The 22,922-nt window shown below is 45.0% G+C and carries 24 protein-coding genes; 16 read left to right on the top strand and 8 right to left on the bottom strand.

Annotation, left to right across the window (positions count from 1 at the left end):
- Window positions 1-162: 162 nt before the first annotated feature.
- Both ACGHTT_RS19045 and ACGHTT_RS19040 read right to left on the bottom strand, forming a co-directional pair.
- Window positions 163-717: a pyridoxamine 5'-phosphate oxidase family protein gene (locus ACGHTT_RS19045; protein ID WP_390592589.1), complete on the bottom strand. Its 555-nt coding sequence runs from the start codon at window positions 715-717 to the stop codon at window positions 163-165.
- Window positions 718-834: 117 nt separating this feature from the next.
- Window positions 835-1,191 (bottom strand): DUF1304 domain-containing protein, encoded by a 357-nt coding sequence (locus ACGHTT_RS19040; protein WP_390592588.1) that lies wholly within the window; start codon window positions 1,189-1,191, stop codon window positions 835-837.
- A gap of 416 nt (window positions 1,192-1,607) precedes the next feature.
- On the opposite strand from ACGHTT_RS19040, the gene ACGHTT_RS19035 reads away from it, so the two are divergent.
- Window positions 1,608-2,423, top strand: coding sequence for a hypothetical protein (locus tag ACGHTT_RS19035; protein WP_390592586.1), 816 nt, complete (start codon window positions 1,608-1,610; stop codon window positions 2,421-2,423).
- Between the two features lie 127 nt (window positions 2,424-2,550).
- Here the strand turns inward: ACGHTT_RS19035 and ACGHTT_RS19030 are convergent, their stop codons facing one another.
- Complete coding sequence (locus ACGHTT_RS19030) at window positions 2,551-3,162, bottom strand: DUF1294 domain-containing protein (RefSeq protein WP_390592585.1); 612 nt, start codon at window positions 3,160-3,162, stop codon at window positions 2,551-2,553.
- A gap of 22 nt (window positions 3,163-3,184) precedes the next feature.
- Window positions 3,185-3,850 (bottom strand): phytanoyl-CoA dioxygenase family protein, encoded by a 666-nt coding sequence (locus ACGHTT_RS19025; RefSeq protein WP_390592584.1) that lies wholly within the window; start codon window positions 3,848-3,850, stop codon window positions 3,185-3,187.
- A 1,016-nt stretch (window positions 3,851-4,866) separates the two neighbouring features.
- Between ACGHTT_RS19025 and ACGHTT_RS19020 the strand changes: the two genes are divergently transcribed.
- Window positions 4,867-6,855 carry an alpha/beta hydrolase family protein gene (locus tag ACGHTT_RS19020; RefSeq protein WP_390592583.1) on the top strand — a complete coding sequence of 663 codons (1,989 nt, stop codon included), beginning with the start codon at window positions 4,867-4,869 and terminating at the stop codon, window positions 6,853-6,855.
- 374 nt (window positions 6,856-7,229) lie between these two features.
- Here the strand turns inward: ACGHTT_RS19020 and ACGHTT_RS19015 are convergent, their stop codons facing one another.
- The 4 genes from ACGHTT_RS19015 to ACGHTT_RS19000 all read right to left on the bottom strand — a co-directional run bounded on the left by ACGHTT_RS19015 (window position 7,230) and on the right by ACGHTT_RS19000 (window position 9,460).
- Entirely contained in the window at window positions 7,230-7,358 is a 129-nt protein-coding gene (locus tag ACGHTT_RS19015; protein ID WP_390592582.1) for a hypothetical protein, read from the bottom strand.
- 177 nt (window positions 7,359-7,535) lie between these two features.
- Complete coding sequence (locus ACGHTT_RS19010) at window positions 7,536-7,910, bottom strand: hypothetical protein (RefSeq protein ID WP_390592580.1); 375 nt, start codon at window positions 7,908-7,910, stop codon at window positions 7,536-7,538.
- Between the two features lie 596 nt (window positions 7,911-8,506).
- Complete coding sequence (locus tag ACGHTT_RS19005) at window positions 8,507-9,127, bottom strand: hypothetical protein (RefSeq protein ID WP_390592579.1); 621 nt, start codon at window positions 9,125-9,127, stop codon at window positions 8,507-8,509.
- Between the two features lie 66 nt (window positions 9,128-9,193).
- Window positions 9,194-9,460, bottom strand: a complete 267-nt coding sequence (locus ACGHTT_RS19000; RefSeq protein WP_390592578.1) for a phage integrase N-terminal SAM-like domain-containing protein — start codon at window positions 9,458-9,460, stop codon at window positions 9,194-9,196.
- 357 nt (window positions 9,461-9,817) lie between these two features.
- Between ACGHTT_RS19000 and ACGHTT_RS18995 the strand changes: the two genes are divergently transcribed.
- From ACGHTT_RS18995 to ACGHTT_RS18930, 14 genes are all read left to right on the top strand, one after another.
- Window positions 9,818-10,444: a hypothetical protein gene (locus tag ACGHTT_RS18995; protein ID WP_390592577.1), complete on the top strand. Its 627-nt coding sequence runs from the start codon at window positions 9,818-9,820 to the stop codon at window positions 10,442-10,444.
- Window positions 10,445-10,522: 78 nt separating this feature from the next.
- The gene (locus tag ACGHTT_RS18990) at window positions 10,523-10,966 is read left to right on the top strand and encodes a T6SS immunity protein Tdi1 domain-containing protein (protein WP_390592576.1); all 444 of its coding nucleotides are present in this window, start codon (window positions 10,523-10,525) and stop codon (window positions 10,964-10,966) included.
- A gap of 75 nt (window positions 10,967-11,041) precedes the next feature.
- A complete protein-coding gene (locus ACGHTT_RS18985) occupies window positions 11,042-11,383 on the top strand; it encodes a hypothetical protein (RefSeq protein ID WP_390592575.1) in 342 nt (113 codons plus the stop codon).
- Between the two features lie 64 nt (window positions 11,384-11,447).
- A complete protein-coding gene (locus tag ACGHTT_RS18980) occupies window positions 11,448-11,801 on the top strand; it encodes a hypothetical protein (protein ID WP_390592574.1) in 354 nt (117 codons plus the stop codon).
- 471 nt (window positions 11,802-12,272) lie between these two features.
- A complete protein-coding gene (locus tag ACGHTT_RS18975) occupies window positions 12,273-12,686 on the top strand; it encodes a hypothetical protein (protein ID WP_390592573.1) in 414 nt (137 codons plus the stop codon).
- A gap of 460 nt (window positions 12,687-13,146) precedes the next feature.
- Entirely contained in the window at window positions 13,147-13,653 is a 507-nt protein-coding gene (locus ACGHTT_RS18970) for a hypothetical protein (protein ID WP_390592572.1), read from the top strand.
- A 123-nt stretch (window positions 13,654-13,776) separates the two neighbouring features.
- Window positions 13,777-14,130 (top strand): hypothetical protein, encoded by a 354-nt coding sequence (locus ACGHTT_RS18965; protein WP_390592571.1) that lies wholly within the window; start codon window positions 13,777-13,779, stop codon window positions 14,128-14,130.
- A gap of 1,614 nt (window positions 14,131-15,744) precedes the next feature.
- Window positions 15,745-16,020: a hypothetical protein gene (locus ACGHTT_RS18960; protein WP_390592569.1), complete on the top strand. Its 276-nt coding sequence runs from the start codon at window positions 15,745-15,747 to the stop codon at window positions 16,018-16,020.
- Between the two features lie 1,329 nt (window positions 16,021-17,349).
- Window positions 17,350-17,754 carry a hypothetical protein gene (locus ACGHTT_RS18955; protein WP_390592463.1) on the top strand — a complete coding sequence of 135 codons (405 nt, stop codon included), beginning with the start codon at window positions 17,350-17,352 and terminating at the stop codon, window positions 17,752-17,754.
- Window positions 17,755-18,224: 470 nt separating this feature from the next.
- Window positions 18,225-19,115 carry a DUF6602 domain-containing protein gene (locus tag ACGHTT_RS18950; protein WP_390592568.1) on the top strand — a complete coding sequence of 297 codons (891 nt, stop codon included), beginning with the start codon at window positions 18,225-18,227 and terminating at the stop codon, window positions 19,113-19,115.
- An 871-nt stretch (window positions 19,116-19,986) separates the two neighbouring features.
- Entirely contained in the window at window positions 19,987-20,301 is a 315-nt protein-coding gene (locus ACGHTT_RS18945) for a hypothetical protein (protein ID WP_390592566.1), read from the top strand.
- A gap of 102 nt (window positions 20,302-20,403) precedes the next feature.
- On the top strand, window positions 20,404-20,847 hold the full coding sequence (locus tag ACGHTT_RS18940; RefSeq protein WP_390592565.1) for a T6SS immunity protein Tdi1 domain-containing protein: 444 nt from the start codon (window positions 20,404-20,406) through the stop codon (window positions 20,845-20,847).
- 411 nt (window positions 20,848-21,258) lie between these two features.
- Window positions 21,259-21,444, top strand: coding sequence for a hypothetical protein (locus ACGHTT_RS18935; RefSeq protein ID WP_390592564.1), 186 nt, complete (start codon window positions 21,259-21,261; stop codon window positions 21,442-21,444).
- 105 nt (window positions 21,445-21,549) lie between these two features.
- Window positions 21,550-22,742, top strand: a protein-coding gene (locus tag ACGHTT_RS18930) for an IS3 family transposase (RefSeq protein WP_390591995.1) whose coding sequence is annotated in 2 segments (ribosomal slippage) — window positions 21,550-21,847 and window positions 21,847-22,742 — 1,194 coding nt in all. Because the reading frame shifts where the segments join, the coding sequence is not laid out codon by codon here.
- The last annotated feature ends 180 nt before the right edge of the window (window positions 22,743-22,922 follow it).

Below are 22,922 nucleotides of genomic sequence, written 5' to 3'. Positions count from 1 at the left end.
ATCAGCTAGGTTGTTTTCATTGACGATTTATTTTCGCCAGCCTATCGTCCGCACGAAACCGAGACGGCGTGGTGCTGGTCCAGCGCTGAAAGGTGCGGGAGAAATTTGAGGTATCTAGATAAATCAATGGGTCCGGATTTAGTTTGAGAAAAAGCCGCGCATTCAGTTGAAACTTTTTAAAAGGATATGGGTGGCTTCGCCGTCGAGGCTGATTTGATTTTTTTTCTCCCAGTAGATTTTTATCCCTTCCTCACCTTGTTTTGTCGCCCAATCTGACAGCAACGCTCTATCTTCAACATAATCGTAAAAAGGCACAGACATGCCGCACGAGGTTTGCACCATCTCGATGGCTACATCAAATATCTGCCGAGCGCCGGGTAACGGTCTAAACAGCGCGTACAGCTCAGCCCACTCTGGATCACCTTGATGGATCACTCGGGCTGTGCCGTAAAGTCGTAAAATTAGCGGCTTACCCTCAAACGCCATAAACATCATAGTCATGCGCGGACAAGATTGCACGTGGGCAGAAGTTTCGTTGCCACTACCCGTCACGTTTAACCAGGCCACGCGGTTGTGGCTAAGCACATGGAATGAATCCATTCCTTTTGGGGAAATATTGACCTTGCTGGTTTCCGTGGCAGTGCCAACAAAAAATAATTTTTGCGATGAAATAAACTCGATGTGCTTGTCAGAAAGTGCGTCGAATTGTTGGCCCATATCGATCGTCCTAAATACCCAATATCCTTGAGTGAAATGGTCATTTACCGCGGCGAGCGGTAATGTTATTCCACGAAAAACTAATTGTTACCCATTGTTTAAACGGTATTCGTTGCGCTAGCTAAAAGTGAGTAAGCATAACCCAACGATGGCAGGCAGAGCTTGAATGAAAAATATTTTTCGACTGAAAGTGAGCGCGCCGTAGATGCCGGCAATCACAACGCAGCTTAGAAAGAAGATCTTGAAAGCAATGCCATCTGCCCCCTGTACAACGCCAAAAATCAACCCTGCCGCCAAAAAGCCATTGTATAAACCTTGATTTGCAGCCAAGACTTTCGTAGCAGCAGCTTTTTCACGGGTTTGCGCGAATGCTTTAAGGCCAATGGGCTTGTCCCAAAGAAACATCTCGAGCATCAAGAAATAAGCATGCAATAACGCAACCAAAACAATAACGCCATCAGTGACTAGATTCATTCAAGGACCTTTTCTAGCGCGTAATGTGAAGTTTCAGGATTGGCGATTATCTGTGGCAAGGGTGTTTTTGTCTATAAGAATATTAAAAATGAAATTTTTGTATAGATAAAATATATAAAAATATTGGTTGCCATCGTGCCGCACTTAATCATTTAGACGCATAAAATCCAAAAAATAGCTTTCTCTAGGGCGTTAACTCGATGGTATATATTTCCCTACTAGGTCTAATGCGTGAGTCTCTCGCGGATTTATGGCGCTAACTAGGTGCAGCTGCTTAACTCCTTGAGGCATATCTATTAGCGGCGTTGGGTAATGGTGGTGAGGCTTATCGAGTCAACAGCAATGGATGTTGAGCGAAACGGCATTAAGCGTCATGAGAAGATGCTGGCGACGTAAAACCGCAGGAGCGAAAAATTATGTGTATGAGGGATCTTCTAAACATTATCTTCTTTCTAGGTATTTCTCTGTGTGCTAACGCCGGTATGGCCGCACCAACGCAGGTGAGCACAACCTTTACTTGTTCGACCAACGCGGAATGTAAGCGAAAATGTGAGGCGTTGGGCAGTGATCACCGGTGGAAGCCAAACCCCGGCGGTCCCACCTTGGGCACGTGCACGCGACGATCCACCGGCACCTTGGTAGGGGAGCGGAACGCTTCGCCGGTCATCACAACAAATGCAATGGCAGATAGGTCCGGCCAAAGCGCAACAGATAGCGGTACTAGAGTGGATACAGCGGAAATGATTCCTTTACCGGATATTATATCCAGTGCACCCAATCCTGGCGTTTTTGCACCACCTGGGCTGAATGACAACGAGCCATGCCAAGATCCATTGATTACAGCGGCCTTGGCCGCAAGTGGCTCAAGTCAATTCATCCAATCCTGTAAGCCCGGTAATAGTTGGGACATCATCGATATGGCCGATGGTATTTACCATGGCGTGGGGCATACGCTGCAATGTGGTGGTCTGGCTGTCGGTACAGTCGCAGCTTGTCCGGGCCTCGTCGGGTTGTCACTGCTCTCCTGTATAAGTGCTGTTACTTCTGGTGGTGACAGTGATAACACAAGTCAGCTTGATGTGTGTAATGAAAATGAATTTGGCGATTCAAACTGTGAAACAACAGAAGTGCCTAGTTGGCTAATTCAATGTGGGCTTATTTTGCCTGCGGCTGAAGTTTGTACTTTAGTTGCTAAGAAATTCGATAAAGAATGTCTCGGTGAAGACGACTAAATGGATTGATTGCTTGCGATAGCATTGAGCATGTTATCGCAAGTATTGAGGTGCTGGAGTCATTCTTCCCAAGAAAAATTATCTCAGAGGGTTAGAGTTGGCCGAAATTTAAAGTATAAATATCGATTTAGACGGATAATAAAGTTAGTAGTAATATCTGGCCATCAGGGGTTTGCAGCCAATAAAATCCCAAAATATTCAACAGAATTGTCAGCCAATAAACCATTCTGAAACTCAATTTTTTAGATTTATGCCGAAAAATTTGCTGTGCAAAGGTGGCGCCTGGCCAGCCACCTAGCAGTGCCATTAGGTGCAGCCTACTTTCCTTGATTCGCCATTGGCCTTTTTGCGCGGCGGCTTTATCGGATAGATACCAGATAAATGTTAAAGAATTGATTGCTAAGTAATACCAGAGTAACACTGCAGGCATGCGTAGACTTAAAACTGAGTAAGAAACCACCAAAGTAAATAAAATGGCTAATACCACCGAAATATTACCTGATAAATGCGAATGGGCAGCGGGTAGCCTGTCGTGTTCGCGCCGAACTTTTTTGCCGCAAGTGCGGCCGGCCGAATCAGTGGCGAGGGAAAAGTTAACGGTTTGACCAACTTCCGGGCTATGAGTTGTATCGATAAAGTCTGAAATATGTACGAAAATATCCCTGCCGCCGTATTTGGGCTCAACAAATCCGAAGCCTTTGTCTAAGTTCCAAGAGATTAGCTTTCCGGTGTGTTTCATGGTGGCTTCCTAGCTAAATTTCCTATGCCCAACTGACGCCGACGGGCAGTTCAAAGTCGCTATACTCTAGGTGTAAAACACGTCGCATAGTTGGTACCTCCGCCTTGCTGGATGCGTGCAAAATAAGCGGCCGCATGGCTAATGCAGAACGAGCAGGCGCTTCAATAATCTTGGCTGAATGCGTGTTTGCGTATTGACTAATCTGTTTTTGGCTGAGAATACCAAGAGAATGGGTTTTGGGTAACAGTTTTAAACAGCCGCTCTTTGCTGTTGACTCGTCTAGGTGAATCCTGAACGTAATCATTTGTTCTAAGACCTCCTGCGGGGGTTGAACATTGTGTATGCCGTCTTTCATGCTCCATGGCCCCCAGCCAGATTTGTTAAATCTGTTAGAGAGTGCAATAGACTTATCTTGGTGCCAGGTAACAAGCCAGTTTTTCTCGGGTCGCTTATCAAACAGTATGGCTCTAACAAGTGCCGGTTGATTGGTAAGAAACTTGCCAGCATGTTTGATAATCTGTGGCGACTGCGTGAGCTCGAGCACCGATGCAAACTTTTTCTCGGCATTTCTAATGCCGCCACCCTTCTCCGTATGCAGTGCTGACTCTGTTTCATCAATGACTGCAGTTAATTCGTCGTGGCTAATGAAGTCATTGATCAGTTCATAGCCGAGCTCGTTAAAGAACATAATAGAGATACCCGAGATTTGGAAACTATAGTGTCTGGCTGAGTTCTGCTAGGCATCAGCTTGCGGAGTAATGCCCGAGGTTTCCACCGCGTGCGCCTGCAACGCTGGCCGAACTTGGCGCTGCGGTCAGCCTGCGGTTGGCCGATGTTGCAGCGCTGGTGATGAGTGTAAAAAAGTGGCGCCCAGGTGAAACAGTGGCCGGGGGCTGTCCAACCAACAGGTTGGGGATTATCTGCGTTATTTGGTTCCATGGGAACCAGACGGCGCTACCTTTGCTTCATGTCGCGACTGCCCCAAGTTGAAAAAACACGCCGTGTTTGACGAGCCAAGGCAACTGGCAGGCGTTATATGCCGATGTTTCACTGCACTTGGCCGAATACCCGCCCAAAGCCCTGCCACCGAGGTGCACCCTTGATTCTGGTCTCAAACTCAACCTGTATCTGCCAATTTAAAGAGGTTTCTGACGTTGTGTTTGAGCTTAAACAGATACCCTAATTCCTACGAGGCAAAGGAAATGCAAACGATTGTGAGCGCTACGGCATTAGCGGCGATTGTATTGATAGGACATTTGATCGCATCCGGCCTAGTGAGGCCAGCTTTAAGTCCAAGTAAAGGCTTGCACTACAACGAGCTTTCTCCAGAGGTTCGACTGATACTAAATCACTTATCTAACGCTAAGTTTAACTACCAGGCCTGATAAAGACCAAAAGCAGAGTAGGCCTATGATTTTAAAATCGGTTCTTAATATTTTGTTGTGTTTAATTTGACCTAGTATGAATGGCCAAGTATCTTTCGACTTAGGTAAAATCTCTTCAGTTAAAATCATGGATAGTGGGTACTACCCGGTTAGTCCCAAGCTTTAACTCTATTATACTCTTCGTATTTTTACGGTAGGTAGATTTTACTGTTGAATCAACGGTGCGACGTTTAAACACCGCCTTTACATGAGATACTCTTTAACGACCAGCATGATTTTTGTAGTCAAAGGAATGCATACTAACAATAGGCCTTAAGAAATGAGAGCGTTTTATCTAATTGTGCTTTGCGCACTGTCGTTCGGAATTAATGCAAAAGACACCCTAGTAAAAGATATTCCCCTTGATGATTTTATCAAACAAGGGGATTACCTCGAAATGACATTGTCACCCTCTGGCAAATATATTGCTGCGCGGATTCGTCAAGATGACCGCGTAATGGCCATTTTTATAGATCGAAAAGCCAAGAAAGTCATTGGTGCTCTAAACCCGTCGCTGGGGAGTGAAGTTCATCGTGTTCGTTGGGTGAGTGATGAGAAAGTGGTTTTTGAATATGCTGAGAGGAGGAGTTCTTTGGATTGGCCTGTGCCTACAGGAGAGATCTATGTTGCGAACTTCGACGGTCGTTTTCCGAAGCTGCTAGCAGGCTACAATGCGGGTGAGCAAACCACAGGTTCCCACATCAAGCGCAAAGAATACACGCCGGCTTCTTTCCAAATGATAAATTCGTTGCCTAGCGATCCAAACCGTATTTTAGTTATCGAGCATCCTTGGAGTCAAAAAGGGGACTCTTGGTGGGATTTGCGTCGTCGTCTACCCGTAATCAGTACATTAGATGTGCGCAATGGTAGCAAGCGTAAATCAGAAACCTTGCCTTTCCGTGATCCGTCACTTCTAACGACACGTGATGGTGAAATACGTTTTGCTACATGGGTCGAAGACAACGGAGTACAAAAGGCTGCTTACCGTAAGTCTGCTGATGATGACTGGATCATTCTCATGGATGAAAATTCCGAATTTCTGGTAGATGCCTCGGCCCTCTGGCTGGATAATGCCGCCAAAAAAGCTTACCTGTGGGGGCGCTATGGCGAAAAAGGCTTTATGACAATCTACGAGTTGGAATTCAGCACGCAAAAGCTAACGCCATTGTTTACCGACTTGGATGCTGATATTGCCGACTGGGAATATGATCCTGCTACAGGTGAAATTATTGTAGGCGTTACTTTTTTTGAAAAAGCAAAATATCACTACACCGATGCTAATAGCGAAGCTCAAAAGGCTTACAAAAAGCTAACTCGAGCATTTGACGGTAGTAATATATCGATAGTCAGCCGTACAGAAGACAACTCGCATATGTTGATTCGGGTGAATAGCGATATAAACCCAGGCGAATACTATTATTTCAACCGATTAACGAATAAAGCTGATTTTCTATGGGCAAATTGGTCCTGGATTGACCCGCGTGACATGTTACCGATAAAGACAGAAGTGCTCGCTGCGCGGGATGGAGTGGCCATTCCGGTTAGGATTACATTACCGACAAAGCATGAAGGCGCACCGCTGGTGGTATTAATTCATGGTGGGCCTCATGGTGTTTCTGACGATTGGACTTTTGACCCAGAGGTGCAGCTTTTAGCTAACCGCGGTTTCGCAGTCTTGCAGGTGAATTTTCGCGGCAGTGGTAATTTTGGCAGTGGCTTTATGCAAGCGGGCTATCGGCAATGGGGCGGGAAAATTATTGATGATATTTATGATGCAACACAATGGACCTTGGCAAACTATAACCTAGGTGCTGATCGTATTTGTGCCTACGGTGCTAGCTTCGGCGGCTATGCTTCATTGATGTTAGCAGCAAAATATCCAGATCTTTTAAAGTGCGCTGTGGGATATGTTGGTATTTATGACCTCAATCTTATGTTTAGTTCTGGAGACATTCCAATGCGTTGGGGTGGTGAGGCATATTTACAGCGCGTTCTCGGCACAGATGAAAAAGAGCTATCGAATTTTAGCCCGATAAATCATGTTGAAAAAATTAAGGCTAATGTCATGCTTGTGCATGGTGAAGAGGATATTCGAGCGCCTGTGGAGCATGCCGAGCTTATGAGAAAGGCATTGAAAAAAGCAGGGAAAGACCCTGAGTGGTTACTCTATGATCGAAGTGGCCATGGTGTTCGGGGTTTAAATGATAGGCGCGAGTTATATACAAAGTTGCTGGATTTCCTAAGCGAAAATACACGTGCCGTGCAATAGTCTGAAATTCTTAGGTTAGTTAAGCCTCGGTTAGCCGAGGCTTTTTACCGGAAGTATTAAACCGTGACATTCACCTCAAATACCTGTTACTGGTATTGACGCATTTGGATTGAAATTCTGAATTTCAAGCTAAGTTACTGCAGGTAATATTATTTGGAAAAATTATTAGGCGTCACAATGGCAGTTAAAATGTCTAGATGAATTTTTGTGGGTTAACTAGCTTGTCGAAAACGGCCTAGTCTTGACCTGCGTTGATAGCGGAGTTTCCGCCAGACTTGTTTAAGCTTGTATGCGCCGCTTGCTAAGTTCTTAAAACGAGTCTCAAACCGTGTGGCACTATGTATCCAATGCTTCGCGCCTATGTGGGACCGATTCTAGATCGGCGCTAATGCCGGGGCGATGGCACCGTATTTATTGGCACGCTTAGCTCTGTTGATTCGGCGCTGAGCACTAGTGCCATCAACTTGTACTAGAGTTTTTCTATCTTTGCGCGGTTTGGTCATCCCTGACCACCATTTACGATTATGTATATTTACGCGCTTAGCTTAACGTGTCGCCCACCGCTAACACGTTTAAAGTGCGGTGTGATTGATTTTTTACAATTGGTTAATAAAAAATCCATTACTTTTTCCGTGTATTTAACGGCGGCATTAGACAGCCAAGGTTTTCTAGCGTTTGGCTCAGGGCTGAAATGACGTGCAGCGGCGCTTAAACCAGCCTGTACGCTTTTGGTAGTTTAAAGGACAGTTTTCTTTACATTCTGAACCCAATTCTTGAATTGATTCAGCGTCTTTAAATTGAGCAATAGTTTCTCCATCGACTACATGTTTGTAACCGGGCTCAGAAGAGGTAACGAGAAAATAATTATCAATATTCCCTATTAGAATTTTTTCGCTAGCCAATGCATATACGTTGAACCTCCACATGCCCCAGGAGCTCCAATTATGCATTATCAAGCAGCCTGACATTGTTCTTAAAGGTTCTTGATGTTCTTCTCCCTGACAAACTTGGGACATAACAGCAGAAAATATCAGTAGTATTCTTATTGTCTTCATCCTCGAAATTCCTTGTGATAATGGTATTTCCATAAAGCGCGACGGAAGGATCGCCATGCACTGCGAAATTTACGGCCGATTTTAGATGGCCCTGTTAACTTTTCTAATGCACATTAAGTTCTGATTTACGAATAACTTCAATGGCTTCGTTACGTGCTTCATCTGAAAGTAAAACAATATACAACATAATTTAACTTAGTTGGTCAACTAGTTTCTCAGTGCTCTTGAAGTCTAAATGCTTGCAGTTGCTCGATCTCTAAAAATAATTATTGAAATTTTCCGCACTTTCAGGCCTCTTGTTCCACTAATCAGCGCAGGCATCTAGAACCGTCTCTGGGCTATTCGATAAGACTCCTATTGTAGCCATAAAATGTATAGTATCGTCTGAGAAGGCTGATTCTCCATCTTGGGGCCCAAATCTATTATCCAATTGGAAGACACTCACCGAGGCATTGGATTCTTTCGGAGATTTGTGCTTTTGCGCTGACTATATGTTCATATCTTTTGACTCAAGTCCATTCACCAATTCATTAATGCTTCTCTTGGCTAGCGGACTCTTAGTCGCATTGACATATTTCATTTATATATTGTTTTCGTTATTTCGTTATTTCGTTGATAACCTCTTTCCCTATTTCTGCTGCCGATCTTTCAACTAATCGTGTTAAGTGATCCAGCGGGTGTACATAGGATTTATCACAAGTAAAATTTCCATCCGGAAAGTACCTATTGGCGGACCCCTTCCCAAGTAAACGGCCACTAGCCAAGTCATATATGTAGATGCTTGCGCTCGTAGTTAGGCCATTATTTCGTGCATAATAGCCCCCGCGAGAATTAAACGTGTATGTTCCATCAAGAATAACTAAGGTTGTCGTCGTGGGCGGCAAATGTGCTCGGACGTTATCCCATTTTTCTGGGCCTACATCGGGATTAACGTAGCTAACGCTGTCTTTATCGATTGCGTAGGACTGTACGCCCAATGCCGAGAGTTCATTAGCGAGGTTTTTTGAGAATTGTGCATCTAATGAATTGTCCAGTGGTATTAGGTTATTGGTGTTATTAAACACCGTCAGGCCTATATAGGAGCAGTGCAAGTTATCTGCAATTTTCGATACGACTGCGGCACTTTTAATTAGGTCTCTATCTTCAGGTTTGATCACGTTATTATTTAACGTTGAACAGCTACACATTAGGAAAACAATGAAAATGTATTTATGCATAAAGTCGCCTGGAACTTAGGGTGAGGTTAGGATGATTTTCCGTATATATTACCATGACGGTTGGGATCAAGGCGAAAGCGGATCGCTTGATCCAAGGCTAGGCTTCCGATCAAGGAGGTTTAGTCTGACCCTTTGATCCACTTCTATTTCAGCGCTATTCATGTCTTTATGGTGCTTGTTTTTGTGGAATCGAAAAAACCGTATTGCCCATTGGATGTAGGTTTTTTCAGTGGTGTATGCAAGGCTGTGATAACGAATAAAATGCTTTAGCCGGTCTATAAATTTAATAGGCTTTTCAGCAACGCAAACTGGAATATCGTCCATCGCGTCCATGCTAATTCTCCGAATATCACTTATCTGTATTTATATACAGTGGATTTTGTTCGCGAAGAATTCTACTGGAAACCGATTTTTCAGCAGCATTGGCTTAACTTCTTTCTGGCCAAACATGTCTGAAATGTGATAAAAATACGGAAAATCAATAAGATACGGTGACAAGTAAAAGCAATTCTATGAAATATATGCTGCCAGTGATTAGCATTTTTTACATGGATGTGTTGGTACGCCGGTGCGTGTCGTGAAATAATCCCAAATTTATCAGTGGCTTAAGAAAATCCATTTCCAATTAATAGAAATGTGAAAGTAAGCGGCCGCTGCAGAATAAAACTGTTATACCTTAAGGAGAGTTTGGTGGACTGTTTCCAAATAATCTCATTGATTAAAGATTTAATTCTTGCAGGAGTTGCTATTACGGGTGCTGTCGTTGCGGTTAAGGGGCTGGGTACATGGCAGCGACAGTTAAAGGGTCAGTCCGAATATGATCTGTCCAGAAGAATACTAATCGGACTATATAGATATCGCGATGCGATTAATCGAGTTAGAAACCCGGTTATGTGGCCCTATGAGATGCCATATCCCACAGACGAAGAAGCAAAAGGCATGGATCAAAGACAGATCAGATTCTATGGCACTTCGAAAGCCTACCAAGCTCGCTGGGAAAAGGTTCAGGATGAAAAGACAATCCTGAATACAGATTTGCTTGAGGCTGAAGCCATTTGGGGCAATCGTCTTGATGAACTCTTTAAAAAGGTATTCACCCTAGAAAGTGAACTTTTTACAAAAATTCGACGCCAAATGGAAATTGCTAACCCAGATACTGACGGCGCTAGACGTGAAGCAGTCTCAAAATTGGATAATAACTCTCGAGATATTATGTACGATTTGTCAACGGAAGATCCTGACGAATTTAAAAGGGACCTTCTAGCAGCAATTGCAACTATAGAAACATATCTCAAACCGAAGCTAAGTCATGAATAGGTATAACAATGTGCTCAAGAGCCGACGCGCGAAAAGCGCGCGCGTCTTAGCACGGCGTTAGCTTTCTAGGAAGTTTGGATGACATTAGATGACTTAACCGTAAATTTCTCGCATCTAGATCGAGACTCTTTGTTATCCGATTGGGAATGGCTGTTAGGTGGGGAGTACCTACCAATATTACTTTCTGCCTCCGGTGATGCTTTCGTTCAGAGTGTGAACAACGGTCAAGTCTGGTGGCTTGATACTGGTGGTGGCGAATTTACCCAAGTAGCAGAGTCAGCTGAAGAATTTGGACGTTTATTATCCAGCAAAGATTTTGTAGTGGAGTATTTTGCGGTTCAGATGGTTGGCGACTTATTGCAATCCGGAAAAATACTCTCTCGTGGTCAAATATACAGTTTATCTAAGCCTTATCTATTGGGTGGAATGTATGAACTATCTAATATCGATCCAACAGATATTGAAGTTCATTTTTCATTAACAGGGCAAATAGTGCAGCAGGTAGGTAATGGCAAAAGCTAACAAAGCCATTAATTTCGCTCCCTTCGGTCGCCGGACGCTCGCATGCTCGCGCCGCTTATGGCGGCGTTAAGCATCATGGATAAATTCGAAGAATTATCTGATTACCATCTTAAGGCTAAGGTGTACGTTATAGAAGCTGAGTTTGGCGGTCGTCAGAGTGCAATCAGTGACGGCTATCGTGGCCAATTTTTCTGGCACATAAATGGTGTCAGCAGTACTGATTGGGATGCTCGCTATGTTTTTGAGGGTGGTCAGATAAACCCTGGAGAAAGTGGGCTTTGCAAGATAGTTGTATCAGATAACTTGCTTATGTATTCCGGCGGTAAGTTTTCAAAGAATCAGCAATTTGGCATACGTGAAGGCTCACGCATCGTGGCGGTGGGTGTTATTATTAACAATAAGGCAAAAAATGCTTAACAAACGCAAGCATCCGACTCCCTTCGCTCCCGGCTGTTGCGGGCGTTATGTGTAAATAATTAATATGCCACAATTTACAAGATCAGGTGACCATTATAGAGTCACATATATATCGGGGCCTTCACATGTTCTATTGGGCTTATTACTAGATGAAGGTAATGAAACAAAAATTGACATGGTTGGTTTAGGTGCGGTTGGAACATGTAATCACGGCTCTCATAATTTAGAAAACATGAAGCAAGGCGTTATTGAAGGTGTGTCAAAAGCCAATACTAAATTTAGTACGAATTTTTCTATTAAAGAAATAGAATACGTGGAAAATGATACTCCGAATTATACATTGTATGCACACTGCGCATATTTAATTATTAAAGGCATCTATGAAGGTGAGCAGTTTAAGGTGTTCAGTGAAACGTAAAACACATAACAAGTCGTTCAAGCCGTGTGTGCAAAAAGCACGCACACACTGGGACCAAGCAAACAGCGCGCTTGGCCCCTTAACTCGGCGTTATTGAGCCTTACCCTTTTTAAGTTTGTTTCGGTTTTAGTTTGTAATTCAAAAGTTTGCCAGTAAGTCGGCATGCCAGCATCAAGGAATGTGCTGCATCAAAGTCCGCAGTTTCTTTCCCCGTGCTAATAGTTGGTTCACCGCCAAGGCGTGTTGCATGCCTAAATCGTGGTGTGCCCTAAGTGGGTTCCAAAACGTTTCAAGTAAGGTATTCTTACCCAAATATTCGGCCACTGGCTTCGCGTTGCTCCGCTAAGTACGTTGTAGCAAATGCAAACCGGCGGCAAATAACAAGGTGGTGTTGTAAGCACCGCAAAAAACGCGGTGCGGGACGGCTTACGCTACGCTCCAGCCGCCCCAAACCACGGCGTTATGAGTAATATGAAGACATCAGATGCGGCAGGCTTTATCTGTGCGGATTGCTCAAATATTGAACTTGGTAGCTGCAATATTGATCAAGCCATTGTGGAGTTTGAAAATGCACCATGGAAAAGAGAGCTTGAACGTTTTGAAGAGCTAGATGGTAATCGTCCACCTCCATGTTGGCCTGATTTAACATTTCGTATTGGAAACTACCATATTGGCTTTATGTTAGAGAGTGAATGCAAAAAATTTCGCGTGGAAATATGCATGCCGCCACAGAAAAAACTACTTGGTATATTTAGCTTCACAAAGTTTTTTGAGTTTAAGAATGTTGAACCGGCACGAGCCAAAGAATACCTCAAGATGTTTTATGAATTGTCATATGCAGAGCAACATGATTATTTTCTTCGGCAGCAGACAACATGCTCATAACAAGTGCATCTTGTTCGCCGCTAATCGCGGCGGGACGGCTACGCGTTTGCTTCGCCGCCCCAAATGCAGGCGTTATTTTGCCTTACCTTTTTTATGTTTGTTTTGGGTTCGGTAAGTTATTCAAAAGTGTGCCAGTAAGTCGGCATGCCAGCATCAAGGAATGTGCTGCTTCAATATCGCAGTTTATTTCCCTGTGCTAATAGTTGGTTCGCCGCGCAAGGCGTGTTGCATGCCTGCATTGTGGTTTGCCCTAAGTGGGTTCCAAAAGGCATCAAGTAAGGTAATCTTACGCAAACTAATGGCCTCTGGCTTCGCAGGTGCTCCGCTAAGCGCGTTGTAGCAAATGCAAACCGGCGGCAAATAACAAGGTGGTGTTGTAAGCACCGCAAAAAACGCGGTGCGGGACGGCTTACGCTATGCTCCAGTCGCCCCAAACCACGGCGTTAAGGCAAAGGAATTTATGCGACACATCCTCTTTCTAATTCTACTTCTTACGTCCACGTCTTGCATATCTGAGCAGATTGCCTACGAAATCTACAATGTAGACGCTGACGGGAATAAAGAACTTATAAAAAAGGGGTCAAAAGCCTATGGCCTTAGTGATCTTAAGTATGAGAAAAGAGCTCCAAAGCAGACTATCTACTACTTAGAACTAGAGGATGGTTTTAGCATCGGCGCAGTACAAATCACAGACGAAGACATTACTGGATTCGCACTCCAAGCAATCCATATAGATGGTGGATTTAGCTGGGACTGGTTTGACCACAAAGAAGGGAACATTTTCAACAAGCGCCAAGAGTGTGGAGAAGTCAGCATACAGACCAGCGGCCTCCCAGGGCAATATCTCATTCGACGCGTCAATTTCATAACAGATGTTTGTCTTCGTTTGAACCAGTCAGACGATGTTGAAAGAGATACACACAAAATTAAGATAATGGAAGGTAGCACTCTATTGCTGCTGCCTTAACAAACGCATTAAAGCCGACCCATTACACGCTTGCTGGGTCGGCACAGTGCCTCAAAAGACTAGCAAGCGTGTAATGGGCGCCTTATGCGGGCGTTAGCAAATAAATAAACGAGAAGTAAAGTAATGTATAAGTATCCGTTAGTTCTTTCATTCGCGCTATTTTCAGGTGTTGTTTCTGCTGATGACATCACGGATTCAATTTCAAAAAGTGCAGCAGAGCAGTTTTGCGGAAGTAAAGAAGGTCCTATATTTAAAAGAGCAAAAAAGGACAGTGAAATAGAAGAGTGCAAGGTGGAATTTGCTAAATCGATGACCCAGTGTTCAGAGGAGCTATATCCGCAGGGCGCTATTCAAGCCATTACCGCTGGCGTGGAGATCTCCGTTCTAATTGATAAATTAGATGAGTGTACTGGTAATATATTCGAAAGCACCGAGTGGTACAAAAAATTTGTACTATTAAGGGTTGTTAATGGCTAACAAGGTGCTCAAGAGCCGACGCGCAAAAAGCGCGCGCGTCTTAGCACGGCGTTATTTTGCCTTACCTTTTTTATGTTTGTTTTGAGTTCGGTAAGTTATTCAAAAGTGTGCCAGTAAGTCGGCATGCCAGCATCAAGGAATGTGCTGCTTCAATATCGCAGTTTATTTCCCTGTGCTAATAGTTGGTTCGCCGCGCAAGGCGTGTTGCATGCCTGCATTGTGGTTTGCCCTAAGTGGGTTCCAAAAGGCATCAAGTAAGGTAATCTTACGCAAACTAATGGCCTCTGGCTTCGCGGGTGCTCCGCTAAGCGCGTTGTAGCAAATGCAAACCGGCGGCAAATAACAAGGTGGTGTTGTAAGCACCGCAAAAAACGCGGTGCGGGACGGCTTACGCTATGCTCCAGTCGCCCCAAACCACGGCGTTAATGTGCTCTGCGATTTTGTTGTCGAGTTCGTACCGTTTAAAAAGTAAGTGCTGTATTCAAGTCTATCGGAATCAAGAAAAGTGCCGCTCCAAGTAAGTCACCTTTCCAGTATCGCTAGATAGTTCCGTAAGGTCATCAAGTGTGGCATTCTTGCGGGTAAATTTACTGGGCTGTGGTTCCGCTACGCTGCACATCGTGCTTTGTAGGTCGTGCGGCAGTTCACTACATTAACAAGGGTGGCCAAGAGCGCAGCTATCGCTGCTGGACTCGGCGCTAATCGCGCCTCGCCCTTGCCACCGGCGTTAATGTGCTCTGCGATTTTGTTGTCGAGTTCGTACCGTTTAAAAAGTAAGTGCTGTATTCAAGTCTATCGGTATCAAGGAAAGTGCCGCTCCAAGTAAGTCACCTTTCCAGTATCGCTAGCTAGTTCCGTAAGGTCGTCAAGTGTGGCATTCTTGCGGGTAAAATTAGCGGTTACGGTTTCGCTGGCCCTTCACAACTTACTTTGTAGGTGGCGCGGCAGATCGCAACTTTAACAAGGGTGGCCAAGCTCGCAGCTATCGCTGCTGGACTCGGCGCTAATCGCGCCTCGCCCTTGCCACCGGCGTTAGGGCTCTATGAAGATCGTACATTACAGCGCGAATGCTCCTTGGGTTGGAAAAATGAAATGTCCAAACCCAAGTTGTGGTAAGGAAACGCCTGCGTGGCAATCGAGCGGTATGAGTGATAGTTGTCCGCATTTTTTCTGTAATACATGCTCAAATGTAATTCATCGCGAGCAAGATCACGCTTTGCTGTATGAAAACGAAATAAATCAGGAGCTGCTTAATCGCATTGCTATTACACTTCCTGGTTGCCCTTGCGGTGGTCAGTTTGTTCCAGGGGCAAATCCAAAGTGTCCTAGTTGCAATACCGAATACACACACCAATGGGACCCGGTTAAAAGGTTAAATGTCCCATTTATGCCAATTCTAGATGGTGCCTGTTTAATACGAGATCGTTTATATTCATATCAGGTATGTATAGGTTCAAAGCCCAAGTATTGGTGGGCTTTAATCAAGAGCGCCCTAACAAAGCGGTCAAGCTGACGGCTATTCCGTCGCTTGTTTATGTGGCGGTCGCTACGCTGCCACAACACAATCAACTACATAGCCGCAGCTTACCGCGGCGTTATGCAATTGGATAGAGAATGACGAAAGTCAGGAAGAAAGAGTCAATTATAGACGGTATGGCTTTCAGTGCGGGGCTTGGCCTAAAGTTCTTTTTCTTGATTTTCATAATGGTTATTCCACTAAACGTAGTAATGGATTTAATAGCGGGCAAGTCAGTTGCTGCATACTTTACCGTAGAGTTTGTTGGGTTTATGTTTCAGTCTCCATTGCTATGGGGTATTTTGCTATTCTCGGTGGCAATATTTGTTGTTGGCGGCTTGTTAAATAATTGCAGAGATAGAGGCGATCAATAAATGCATAACAAGCCGCATCAATCGCTCCCGTTGGTCGCTGGGACAGCCAAAACGCTACGCTTATTTGTCTGCCCCTGTGCGGGGCGTTATATGCCCGAGGAGAGATGATTGGAGAAGGCTAGCTGGAAGCAGCAAATAGCAATGTTATCGAAAAGCCATCCAATTCAGTTTTGGTTAGTCTTTTTCCTAATAAGTCTCGGTGGCGTAACCTTGGGAAGAGTGGCCACAGCATCATTATTTGAAGTTGCGCCTACTGGTGACACTTTAATTGGTGACTTGTACATAGCCATAGGCACAACTGCATTTTGCTTGCTAGCTTCTTTGGCTAAAAAATCATGAAAGCATATAACAATCGCAACCAAAACGGGCTATCGCCCTCGACTCGCTCCGCTCGCGTTTGTTGCGGGCGTTAATGTGCTCTGCGATTTTGTTGTCGAGTTCGTACCGTTTAAAAAGTAAGTGCTGTATTCAAGTCTATCGGAATCAAGAAAAGTGCCGCTCCAAGTAAGTCACCTTTCCAGTATCGCTAGATAGTTCCGTAAGGTCATCAAGTGTGGCATTCTTGCGGGTAAATTTACTGGGCTGTGGTTCCGCTACGCTGCACATCGTGCTTTGTAGGTCGTGCGGCAGTTCACTACATTAACAAGGGTGGCCAAGAGCGCAGCTATCGCTGCTGGACTCGGCGCTAATCGCGCCTCGCCCTTGCCACCGGCGTTAATGTGCTCTGCCTTTTAGGGAAGTTTTGGTTCACGTAAAGTGAATCGCATAAGATTTTAGAAATCGGTATCAGGGAATGTGCCGCGTCAACATCGCAGTCCTTCCCGCTACCCAAATGTATTCCGCAGTGCCTTCAAGTGTGGCATTCTTGCGGGTAAAATTAATTGGTTGTGGTTTCGCTGGCGCTCAACAACGTACTTTGTAGGTGGCACGGCAGATCGCAACTTTAACAAGGGTGGCCAAGTCGCAGCTATCGCTGCTGGACGGCCTCCGCGTTGCTGCGGCCGCCCTTGCCACCGGCGTTAATGTGCTCTGCAAAAAAGATTAGCTCGGTGTGAATTATCAACCACTGAGCAAAAATGTAGTAATCGGTATCAGGGAGTGTGCCGCGTCAAAATCGCAGTTTCTCCCGTCGTAAAATTTAAGTTTCGAAGGTTTGTCTCGTATGGCATTCTTACGGGTAAAATTAGTTGGTGTAGGTTCCGCTGTCGCTCCACAACTTACGTTGTAGTTGGTACGGTGAATCGCATCTTTAACAAGGGTGGCCAAGGACGCAGCTATCGCTGCTGGACTCGCTACGCTCGCCCTTGCCACCGGCGTTAAATGCACACTATGAAACAAGCTATCGTCATATTTCTTTCGGCAATTCTGTCTGGTTGTATTTTGCCATATCCCCACAACAACTGGACTTCGCCACAAGTGTCCGGCCGTGTAACTGACGGGGTAACGGGGTTCCCGATACAGGGAGCAGAGGTTTATATAAAAGGTGATTCTTCGCGAAAGGTAACTACGAATTACGAAGGCTACTATGAAATTCCACCTAAAAAAGATTTTGATTGGTTCGTATTTGTCTGCCCCGGTCCGTGTGATGCTATGAGCGGTAACTTTGTAGTGGTGGCTACTCATACTGGTTACGGTCCAGAAGAGGAAGAGGTGTCAGGGTGTATAGGGCATCCAAGTTCCGTGTGTAACGGGCGTAAAGAGCATGCAGATTTCATATTGCAAAAGAGCATTTAACAAAGCTATCAAAAATCGTTCCGGCCGAAAAGCGGCCTCCACTGGACGCGCTAACGCGCGCCTTTTATAGCGGCGTTATTTTGCCTTACCTTTTTTATGTTTGTTTTGAGTTCGGTAAGTTATTCAAAAGTGTGCCAGTAAGTCGGCATGCCAGCATCAAGGAATGTGCTGCTTCAATATCGCAGTTTATTTCCCTGTGCTAATAGTTGGTTCGCCGCGCAAGGCGTGTTGCATGCCTGCATTGTGGTTTGCCCTAAGTGGGTTCCAAAAGGCATCAAGTAAGGTAATCTTACGCAAACTAATGGCCTCTGGCTTCGCGGGTGCTCCGCTAAGCGCGTTGTAGCAAATGCAAACCGGCGGCAAATAACAAGGTGGTGTTGTAAGCACCGCAAAAAACGCGGTGCGGGACGGCTTACGCTATGCTCCAGTCGCCCCAAACCACGGCGTTATGTCTTTCAATTGGAGAGTTTGTGCGTAAATTAGATATCTCGGGTATTTTTAAAAGTGAAGCTGACGACCTCGTGAAAGCAAGGGAAGACGCGATTCGAATTCATGGGACTGGCGATATCAAAGCGGCTGGAAATGAAATCGAGGAACATGTTCGTGAAATATTTAGAAGGATGCTCCCCAAAAATCTATATGTTACGCATGGCCATCTAATTGATCAAAATGGCGTGGTTAGTCCGCAGCTAGATATTATTATTGCAGATACGTCGAACCTACCATCACTAATGACGACGAAGGATGGCACAGAGTATGTGCCGATTGACTCAGTGTATTCTTGTGGTGAAATCAAATCTACTTATTACAAGAATTCCAATTATATTGAGTACTTTTCTAACGTATTATCAAAAATCAACGATGAGATGTTTCACGAAAAAATACCAAACACATCTTATAAAGGTAAGTTTGACGGTTCAACATTGATGAGGGATGTATATCTTGGAAAAGGTAATAAAACCCTTAATAATATATTTTCATTTATGTTGTTCGTTGATGCGGGTGATTTTAAATTTGATGATATTAAATCTCTGCTTAAAAACACCAAAATAGAATATCTCCCTAACACAAGTGTTATTTTGAATTCCGGCGTTGTGCTTTACGGAAAGCTAGATGAGAACGGTTTTGCCAATGAGCGTTACCCTTCTGAAATAGATGATGATAATTGCAGCTGGTATTTTTCTCCTTTCAATCCAATTGATGGGAACGGATCGCTGGAAGGAAATAATCTGGGATACTTGTATTATTCAATATTACAGCACATCAACAACTCTTTTTTGGAGCCGCCTAACTTAAGTAACTATTTGGCTTCAATGATGGTTGGTAGGAGATCACTACTACAATGTGCCGACGAACAATGACATAACAATCGGTTCCACGCAGACGCCCAAACCTACGCTGCTTTTGTGGGTTTCGCTGCGCTACACTTTACCACAAAAGCCTCTCCGGCTTGGGCGCTGGTGAACCGGGCGTTATGGTCACGCGTAATATGAGAATAGTTTTAATACTAAGTATATTTCTTGCATCATGCTCGGCTCAAGAAAGCGTGCTGCCATCTGCGGAAAGGAGCTGTAATTTCACAGCTCAGCAACAAAAATCAGCTTGGTCTAATGTCACTGCACAACTCATTGAGAGATATCCTGACCATGCAAAGTTCTGCGAAACGAATGTTCCAGCATCATCTAAAGTATTTGAAGTCGTGAAAGGTGAATGCCGCGTGTACTTAGCTTGTGCACAAACCGTAGAAGGCCATTCTCTACTTCACGGTGACTGGATCGTTGTAGTAAACGAACAAACACAAAAGGTTATGGGGTTCTATGATGTCGCTTGGTAGTACAAGCCATAACAAACGCCACCAATACGCCGCTGCGCGGCTGGACTCGCAACTAGTCGTTGCTCGCCATTGTGGCGGGCGTTAATGTGCTCTGCTTTAAAAGAGAGTTCTGGTTCCAGTGAGCGGAATCGCGCAAGAGTTAAAAGTCGGTATCAGGGAGTATGCCGTGTCAATATCGCAGTTTCTCCCCCCGTAAAATTATAGTTCCGTAGAGTCATCACGTATGGCATTCTTGCGGGTAAAATTAGTGGTTACGGTTTCGCTTGCGCTCCACAACGTACCCTGTTGTTGGCGCGGCAGATCGCAACTTTAACAAGGGCGGCCAAGTCGCAGCTATCGCTGCTGGACGGCCTCCGCGTTGCTGCGGCCGCCCTTGCCACCGGCGTTATGTGTAAATCATGAACTCTAATACCATCGCAAGTAGGCGACTAAACTATAGAGATATCGACACCGGCACCACAGGGCAGCTTGTTGTGGAAATATACGAGCCGTATCTACTTCAAGAAGGTATGGTTGATTTCAAATTTTCACTTGGTACCGCAGGTTGCTCGATCAGGATTAAGGGGATTGGAACTGAGTATTACAATCATGAGACTTATGGTGTAGATACTTTGCAGGCATTACAACTAGCTTCTAACGTTGAGAGCATACTGAAACGTATCTCTAAAAAATATGAGTTGTTTTTTGAAGATGGTGAGCCTTACTTTGAGTAGCAAAATACACATAACAATCGCAGGCAAAATCGTTACGCTTCGCTCCACTGGACGCGCTAACGCGCGCCTTTGCTGCGGGCGTTAGCTTTCTAGGAAGTTGGGATGACATTAAATGACTTAACCGTAAACTTCTCGCATCTTGATCGAAACGCTTTGCTATCCGAATGGGAATGGCTATTGGGCGGAGAGTACTTACCAATTTTAGTTTCTGCTTCTGGCGATGCATTTGTTCAAAACGTGAGCAACAATCAAGTCTGGTGGCTCGATACTGGTGGTGGCGAATTCACCAAAGTGGCAGAGTCACCTGAAGAGTTTAGTCGTTTACTATCCACTAAAGATTTTGTAGTAGAGCATTTTGCGGTTCAAATGGTTGGCGATCTAATACAATCAGGTAAAACACTCTCTTGCGGGCAAATATACAGTTTGTCTAAGCCTTGGTTATTGGGTGGGTTATATGAACTATCCAACATAGTGCCTACAGATATCGAAGTTCATTTTTCTATATCAGGGCAAATAGCGCAGCAGGTAGGTTGTGACAAAAGCTAACAAGGCAATCATTTCGCCCGCTAAAAGCGCGGGCTGGGACGGCTTACACTTCGCTGTGCTACGTTCCAGCCGCCCCATATTGCGGCGTTAATGTGCTCTGCGAATTTTCGTTAAGTTTCGTGCCACTCAGAAGAATGCAGTAAGCAAGTCTATCGGTATCAAGGAAAGTGCCGCTTCTAGTAAGTAATATTTTCCCACCGCTAGAGAGTTCCGTAAGGTCATCAAGTATGGCATTCTTGCGGCTAAAATTAATTGGCTGTGGTTTCGCTGGCGCTCAACAACGTACTTTGTAGGTGGCGCGGCAGATCGCAACCTTAACAAGGGTGGCCAAGTCGCAGCTGTCGCTGCTGGACGGCCTCCGCGTTGCTGCGGCCGCCCTTGCCACCGGCGTTATATTTTTAGGAGAGTTTAATGCTTTGGATGGTGGCCATTCTTGTATTTGGCGTCCCACTTATTGTGATTATTATGCAGGGCGTCAAGAAAAATCGTGACCGGGAAGATAGGCTGGCGGAAATACGATCAAAGCTAGCAGAAAAGAACGAAAGAAAGATCAAAGAAAAAGTGGAGGCTATAAAGTCAAAGAGCCAGAACGGCTGAGCTTTCAAAGTGAAATATATTAAAAAATATAACAAACGCAGCCACACCGGCCTGAACTTCCCCCGCTTTAGTGGACACCTCTAGATAACTTATCTGGAGGTGTTTGTGCCAAAATACAAAAATCCACGGAAGACGTGGCAATATTCAACTGAATTCAAAATACGGGCTGTTAAGATGAGCTACCAGCCCGATATACAGATAAAGCAGGTTGCAGAAGGCCTGGGAATTCACCCATTCATGTTATCCCGTTGGAGAAAGGAGTACAGAGACGGCCTTCTCCAAGGGGACGGTAAGAAGCGAATCGGTTTGACCAAAAAGAAAAAGATCAAGACTTCAAAGCAGGTGTCTGAACTCGCTGGGTTGAAGAAAGAGAATAAGCGGCTGCAGCAGGAGAACGACCTGCTAAAAAAGTGGCAACTGTATCTGGCGGAAGTGCATCAGAAAGATTTGGATTCGTCCACAGATACAGAAAAGCCTTCGGAATAGCTGTTTTGTGCCGTTGGCTGGGTGTGTCTCGGAGTGGCTACTATGCCTGGCGGGATAGACAGCCTTCCCAGCGAGAGCGTACTGACCGTGTGCTGTTGGAAAAAATCACCTTGGTGTTTGACAAGAGCGAAGGGCGATATGGCAGCCCCCGTGTATTTAAAACGCTTATAAAACAGGGCTATCGGGTGTCCCGTAAGCGGATCGCTAGGTTAATGCGCGAGGCTGGACTTCAGGGTAGGGTCACTCGCGTGACGCGCAGAGCACCGGGTTTGAAGAAATTTTTTACCAGCGGAGAAAATAGATTGCTCAGCTTCGGTGAAACTACAGGCTGCGATCAAGTTTGGGTGGCAGACGTTACCTATATCAAGCTGCAAGGTCAGTGGACCTATTTGGCAACGGTAATGGACCGACACTCTCGCAGGATACTTGGCTGGACGCTAAGCAGGACTCGGTCTGTTGAGTTGTCAGTGTCAGCATTGAGAAATGCACTTCGCAAGAATCGCAATACCGATGGCCTGATACTGCACACTGATCGCGGCGTCGAGTTTACAGGCTATAAGTTCCAAGATGCGCTGGCGGAGGCAGGAATCAAGCATAGCGTAAACCGGCCTGGGCATTGTACAGATAACGCGTATATGGAATCGTTTTATCACACGCTCAAGGGTGAATTAATCCGAAAGTCTGTATTCGATGGAATGGATGGATTGCGTAGATCACTTGCAAGGTATATAAACCAGTTTTACAACATGGTGAGACTGCACTCAGGTATTGGGTACTGCTCACCGATCGAATTTGAACAAATGGCAGCGTAGAAAAATGAGGTGTCCATTTTATCGGGGCAAGATCAGCCTATCGGCCTCGACTCGCTACGCTCGCGTGTGCTGCGGGCGTTATGCAATCAATGAGAAATCTGCACATGAACTATAAGCGGTATGCTGCGTTGGCATATGCCCTCTATATAAGTAGCTATGTTCTGCTAGTTATAATTTCAA

The sequence above is a fragment of the Simiduia litorea genome (assembly GCF_042853465.1).
Lineage (GTDB): Bacteria > Pseudomonadota > Gammaproteobacteria > Pseudomonadales > Cellvibrionaceae > Simiduia > Simiduia litorea.
The sequence above is the reverse complement of the archived record's forward strand: the minus strand, read 5'-3'. Positions and strand labels throughout refer to the sequence as shown.